The following is a 5,405-nucleotide window of genomic DNA, read 5'->3' on the forward strand; positions in this document are numbered from 1 at the left end:
CAACTAGCTAATGCGCCGCAGGCCCATCCCTTGGTGACAGATTGCTCCGCCTTTCCGCCTTCCGGTATGCACCAGAAGGTCTTATCCGGTATTAGCTACCGTTTCCGGTAGTTATCCCGGTCCAAGGGGCAGGTTGCCTACGTGTTACTCCCCCGTCCGCCGCTAAGTTGATCGAGAGCAAGCTCTCTCACAACTCCGCTCGACTTGCATGTATTAGGCACGCCGCCAGCGTTCGTCCTGAGCCAGGATCAAACTCTCCAATAAGGTATTGAAAGAGCGATAAGCTCATTTTGAAACATCTGACGAGAATTTGCATTCTCTTCATTTTGGAACTCGCTTCAAGCGAATTCCCACTCACTCGTTGTTCAGTTTTCAAAGATCAAACTTTTTTGCCGCCGCTCAACTTCTCGTCAGCAGCAACTTTTATAATATACCATACTCGACCGTTTAATGCAAGCTCTTTTTTTAATTTCTTTTCGAACCAGAACTCGTATTTCTTGGCCGGAATTAGAATATACCATGAATCCAGAATATGCGCAAGCATTATTCGCGAAAATAATTAATTTATTTTCTACAGCTCGCTCCTGACATCGCCGCTTATTCCGCAAGCCGAAATCCATACTCCTTCCAGACCCGTTCTTCCAGTTCCATATAATATTCCGCAGAAACGACCGGCCGCGCCCCGCGCAAAATCTCCCGGAGATAATGTTCCGGCGGAGCCACATCAGAGCTTTTATCCACAACCACAAACGTTACCGCATCCCGCACACCGCCGTCAGCGCACTGCACAGGGAGAACCGCCGGACGATACTTTCCGCTGTGAACACCTTCTCTAAGATATAAATACCCATCCAGACATTCGGCAGGTATAGAGTACAGCTTGCCCTCCGTTCTGCCTCCTCTCTCGACAAGATCGGCACGCCCGCCGTCCTCGGCCTGGTACGTAAATTGAAGATTGAAGCCCTCTACAACCCCTCTCCCCCTCACATCAGCGAACCATTCGGCGACTCCGGCGAGTGCGATTCTTTCCGTATCCATACAGCTTCCATAGGCAAAATAAAGCACACTCGGTTTCTGTCTTAGCAGATACAGCTTCCAATCCCCATAAGCAATCACTTCATGCTGCCTCTCCCGGTATACATACACCCACGCTTCCCGCTTTCCGCTGTCGGTCGTCACATCTGTCAGGACGCGTTCATACTCATTCTCCGGATGCCCGGGGCCATGAAAGTCCTCCAATTCGTCCAGCCGGGTCATCATCTCCGGGGTCACTTCGTACAGTTCTCCAGCCACGATGCCAGCGCCCTCAGCAACCATAGCAGGATAGCCGCGCCGAGTATCCATCAGAATCCCTTGCGTATACGCCATCAGCGCAATCGCCCGGGCATTCTTCATTAAATGATGATTCTCTTCCCCCTGACGTAAGGTACCGTAGACAAAAACAAGCTCCATATCGTTTTCTCCTCCCGCGCAGCGTTCGTCCTTTATTGTTACTCTACCACACCGGCGCATCAATTGGACGGAATACATCGTTAACAGGCAAACAGGTTACATTAATACCAAGCCCATAACCGAAGGAGGAGAATCATGGAAAGCACCAATGAATTTGTGGAAAAATTGCATGATACCCAGAAGAAGGAGGAAAAGAACAAGCACCATGGCAAAGGGAATCCCGGAGCCAAGCTGCAGAACAAGCAGCACAGTACGAATAAGTAATACCAAGTGCCCCAAATCCCATAGGATGACCGGGGCGCTTTTGCGTTATTTACCGCTAAAAAATAATAGGGTCCCGGCGCAGCTCAGCCCCTCCTATTTCACTTTGCGAGTTCCGGTTTACCGGATATCAAACGCCCCGGACGCGAACTCTTGTTCAGAAATGACCTTGAAGCCCTCGCGCCGGAGCAGCGCCGCCGTTACACCCTCTCCGGGAATTTTATTGCCCGAAAAATGGCCGTCATAGATCATCCCGCTGCCGCAGGAAGGGCTGTTTTCTTTTAGAACGATAAGAGTCGCATTGTGCTTGCGCGCCGTCTCAAGAGCTTTATAGGCTCCCTCGACAAAAAGCTCCGTAACCTCCCTGCCGGACCGGTCGATCACCTTCGCCCTGCCGTCCAGGACATCTTCCCCCGTTCCGAAGACAATCTCGGCCGGTTCGCGCGGTGTGGGACACCCTCCCATCACTTCGGGGCAGACCAGCACAGCCTTGTTCTCGCCGGCCAGCTTCTGTATTTTCTCCAGCACATTATGTGAGCCGTCATACCGGCACTCAACACCGGCCAGACAAGAGCTGACGATGATTATTGGACTTTGCTCCTTTATTTAAAGATGAGATAGATAGCAAAAAAGAGCATCACCCTAATCTGACGCAGATTGGTGTTTGCTCTTGTTGTGCCGGTGTTCGGCCTTGATTCAAGGACGGTCCTGTTATTTTACCGAAGACCATTGGCTCTCCAGCCACTTGTCGAAATCGGCGCCCTTGTCGCCTTCATAAGCGTCGTATACATCGATTCTCATCTTCTTCAGCTTCTCTTTAAACTCTTCATACGTATGCTCTCGGGGGAGGCTTTTCTTGATCCGCAGCAGGATTTTGGACACGCCTTTGAACAGCTCGGGCTTGTCCTTGGAAGGCGCTGCCACTGCCTCGCCAAAGGCTTCAAGCTTCCGGTAAGCGGCCTCCTGAACAGTATACACGGGATCGCTCTCCGCGAGCCGCGTCAGTATATCAATGACCTGCCTGTGAGGATATTGTCCCAGCTCCTCCACCGCCTCAAGACGGGCTCTCCAATCGGCGGAGCGTCCGGCGGCTTTTTTCAATTCGGTATAATTCTCGGGCAGTCCAACATTCGTCTCTTCGTTATTCAAACGGCACATTCCCTTCTCAGATCCAACTTGTGATAGGGATATTGTAGCGTAGTCTTGAGCGCGACTCAACCTTCCGACGAGCCGTTAATCGGCAATAGCCATATATATGGAGAACAATCAATCGTTATGGGCATTCAAGCATTCGGGGCTCATTGATTCTCACGCTCCGTCCTACGCTCAAAATGGACATGAAGCCGATATAGCACGATTTCCAAGCTCCAGCGATGCAAGACAGCTTTATCCTCCTGTATAATATCAAACGCCAGCGAGAAAATTCCGTCCGCAAATTTAGTGCTGCTGCCCTTGGCATTTGCCCATTTGGACATCGGCATATCTGCAATCAGCTTCGCTACCCCCTTGGCGGTCTTCTCATTCCATTCCCACAGCTTCAAGGACTCTTTATCCGAAAAATCAATTCGCCGCCGATATTCCTTGTCGGTCAGATACTTGTGAAAAAAGCCAGCGGCTTCCTCCGCCCTTACCGGCTCATCCCAACGCTCCGGTCCGCGCTTTAGCATATAGAGCAGCCGATCATTTTGTAGCTCTTGGTCATTACAGTCTTCTCCGCGTCCCGCAACCAAGCTTCATACCGCATAAATATTTCCTGTTCGCGCTCACTCAGCAATTCAGCCCAATACAAGAATCCGACGTAAGAGCCGAATTCGCTCCGGTAGCCAATGGTTTTTCCTCTCCCCATTAAATGCAGCTCCAGATAAGTCGGGATTCTGCCCAGTTCCTGCTTCAAATCCAGGAAATCGCGATGCAGCTTTTCCCGGTACGGGAGTCTTTTGCGGCTCAGCTCCTGCAGCAGGTTCACTACCTGGATATCCAGTTCCATGCTGCACGCTTCGGGCAGCTCAGGCAGTCCGCCGTCCCGCTTGCCCCTGCCTGCCTCTTCCCCATCCTGACGGAACACTTGCAGCTTCACGTCCGCGTTCCGGTAATTTCCGATAAGGTCGATGATAGCACAGTGGGATTTGCCTTCCGCAAGCCGAAGTCCGCGTCCGATCTGCTGGGTGAACACCGTCAGCGATTCGGTAGGACGCACGAACAGCAGCGTATCCACCGCCGGAATATCCGTCCCTTCATTAAATAAATCGACCGTAAAAATAACGGATAGCTTACCCTCCTGAAGCAAACGTATCGCCTCCGGCCGTGCCATTTCCCGGGTCCCCGAATGCAAACTTAGGCTGGCTACACCCTGACTCCTGAAGAACTCCGACAAAAAATCCGCCTGCCGAATTGAGGAGCAAAAGGTAATGGTACGGGACTGTTTATACCGGTTCCAGGCTTCATAAATTTTCTCCGCCCGGGATTCCCTCAATTGCGCTTCAGCCAGCTGTTCTTCGTCATATCTCGTACCCAGCCAGCGGATCACAGCGTAGTCCGTATCGTCATACACCCCGTAATATTGAAAGGGAGCAAGCCAATTCCGCCGGATGGCCTCGATAAAATGAATCTGGTAAGCCACGTTCCCGTTGCACAGCGCATACACATCCTGGCCGTCCATCCGGTTTGGCGTTGCGGTAATGCCGAGCAGGAACTTTGGCTGAAAATAGTCAATCACCGATTGATATGTTGCCGCTGCCGCATGATGGAACTCATCGACTACAATCAGATCAAATGCATCCTGCCGAAAGGCTTCACGATGTTTTTTTCGCCCCAAGGTATATATTGATGCAAAAATCACATCGGTCGCTCCCTCCTTGAACTGTCCGTTGTAAATCCCAAGCGATCTGTCCGGCATGATTCGTTCGAAAGACTGCTTTGCCTGGTTCAGTATCTCCTCTCGATGCGCAATAAACAGAACACGTATGAACCGTTGTGCGAAGAAACCCGCCAGATACGTTTTACCGAGGCCGGTTGCCATTACCACCATAGCCCGGTCATACTGCTCTTCCAGGGTCTGCTCCAGCGCTTCCAGCGCGTCTTTCTGGGAAGGACGGGGGTGAATAGGCGTTAGTTCAGCTCTTTCTGCCGTCTCTACAACAGCATCTGGCGTCTGCACCCGAACCTCTGTCTCTTCCATATCCGTAATCTTCCTCAGCATCTCCGGATTCTTCTGGTGCTGCCTCTGATATTCCTGCTCATAACCAGCAATCGTATCCGGATTTACCGGCAGGGTGGTCTCGTGGTAAAAGCTCTCCATGAACTTATCCAGCGCATTGCGGAACGTATACGGCTCGACCTCCGCATTCATGGCAAGGTTCCATTCGAAGCCTGTCTTCAGCGCCGAAAAGGAAAAGTTGGATGAGCCCACAATCAGCAGCCCTTCCCCCTCGTCATAATCCAACAAATAAGCTTTTGGATGAAAAGAAGTTCCCATGCTCCGCCACAGCCGCGCCTCCAGCCGCTCGTCAATTGCAGTCAGCGCCCGCAGCCCATCCGGCTGAGTAATATACAAATAGTCCCCGGCGAGCATCTTGACCTCGGCGCCCCGTTCCAGGGCGCTCTTTAAATGAGGCGCAAGCAGCCGCACACCAGACTGCATCAGAAAAGAAGTCATAATGTGATGACTCCCATCCCTAAAGGGAGGGGCTTCT

At 51.7% G+C, this 5,405-nt stretch carries 6 protein-coding genes and 1 rRNA gene; 1 reads left to right on the forward strand and 6 read right to left on the reverse strand.

Features of this window, described 5'->3' with window-relative positions:
* Together L692_RS0111195 and L692_RS0111205 are read right to left on the reverse strand one after the other, a co-directional pair.
* Positions 1 to 264: ribosomal RNA gene (locus L692_RS0111195) — 16S ribosomal RNA — on the reverse strand; the annotation flags it as partial.
* A gap of 333 nt (positions 265 to 597) precedes the next feature.
* Positions 598 to 1,452 (reverse strand): gamma-glutamylcyclotransferase, encoded by an 855-nt coding sequence (locus L692_RS0111205; RefSeq protein ID WP_025699880.1) that lies wholly within the window; start codon positions 1,450 to 1,452, stop codon positions 598 to 600.
* Between the two features lie 135 nt (positions 1,453 to 1,587).
* Here L692_RS0111205 and L692_RS31130 point away from each other — a divergent pair, with 135 nt between their 5' ends.
* Complete coding sequence (locus L692_RS31130) at positions 1,588 to 1,716, forward strand: DUF4023 domain-containing protein (protein ID WP_036723252.1); 129 nt, start codon at positions 1,588 to 1,590, stop codon at positions 1,714 to 1,716.
* 117 nt (positions 1,717 to 1,833) lie between these two features.
* Here the strand turns inward: L692_RS31130 and L692_RS0111215 are convergent, their stop codons facing one another.
* From L692_RS0111215 to L692_RS28480, 4 genes are all read right to left on the reverse strand, one after another.
* Positions 1,834 to 2,301 carry a 2-thiouracil desulfurase family protein gene (locus L692_RS0111215; RefSeq protein WP_025699882.1) on the reverse strand — a complete coding sequence of 156 codons (468 nt, stop codon included), beginning with the start codon at positions 2,299 to 2,301 and terminating at the stop codon, positions 1,834 to 1,836.
* Between the two features lie 123 nt (positions 2,302 to 2,424).
* Positions 2,425 to 2,862, reverse strand: a complete 438-nt coding sequence (locus L692_RS0111220) for a HEAT repeat domain-containing protein (RefSeq protein WP_025699884.1) — start codon at positions 2,860 to 2,862, stop codon at positions 2,425 to 2,427.
* Positions 2,863 to 3,011: 149 nt separating this feature from the next.
* A complete protein-coding gene (locus L692_RS33505) occupies positions 3,012 to 3,380 on the reverse strand; it encodes a hypothetical protein (RefSeq protein ID WP_232238767.1) in 369 nt (122 codons plus the stop codon).
* The coding region (locus L692_RS28480) for a DEAD/DEAH box helicase family protein (RefSeq protein WP_232238768.1) at positions 3,374 to 5,405 on the reverse strand (2,032 nt) is incomplete at its 5' end. The genes L692_RS33505 and L692_RS28480, both read right to left, overlap by 7 nt.

It is taken from the genome of Paenibacillus forsythiae T98, assembly GCF_000520735.1.
Lineage (GTDB): Bacteria > Bacillota > Bacilli > Paenibacillales > Paenibacillaceae > Paenibacillus_AQ > Paenibacillus_AQ forsythiae.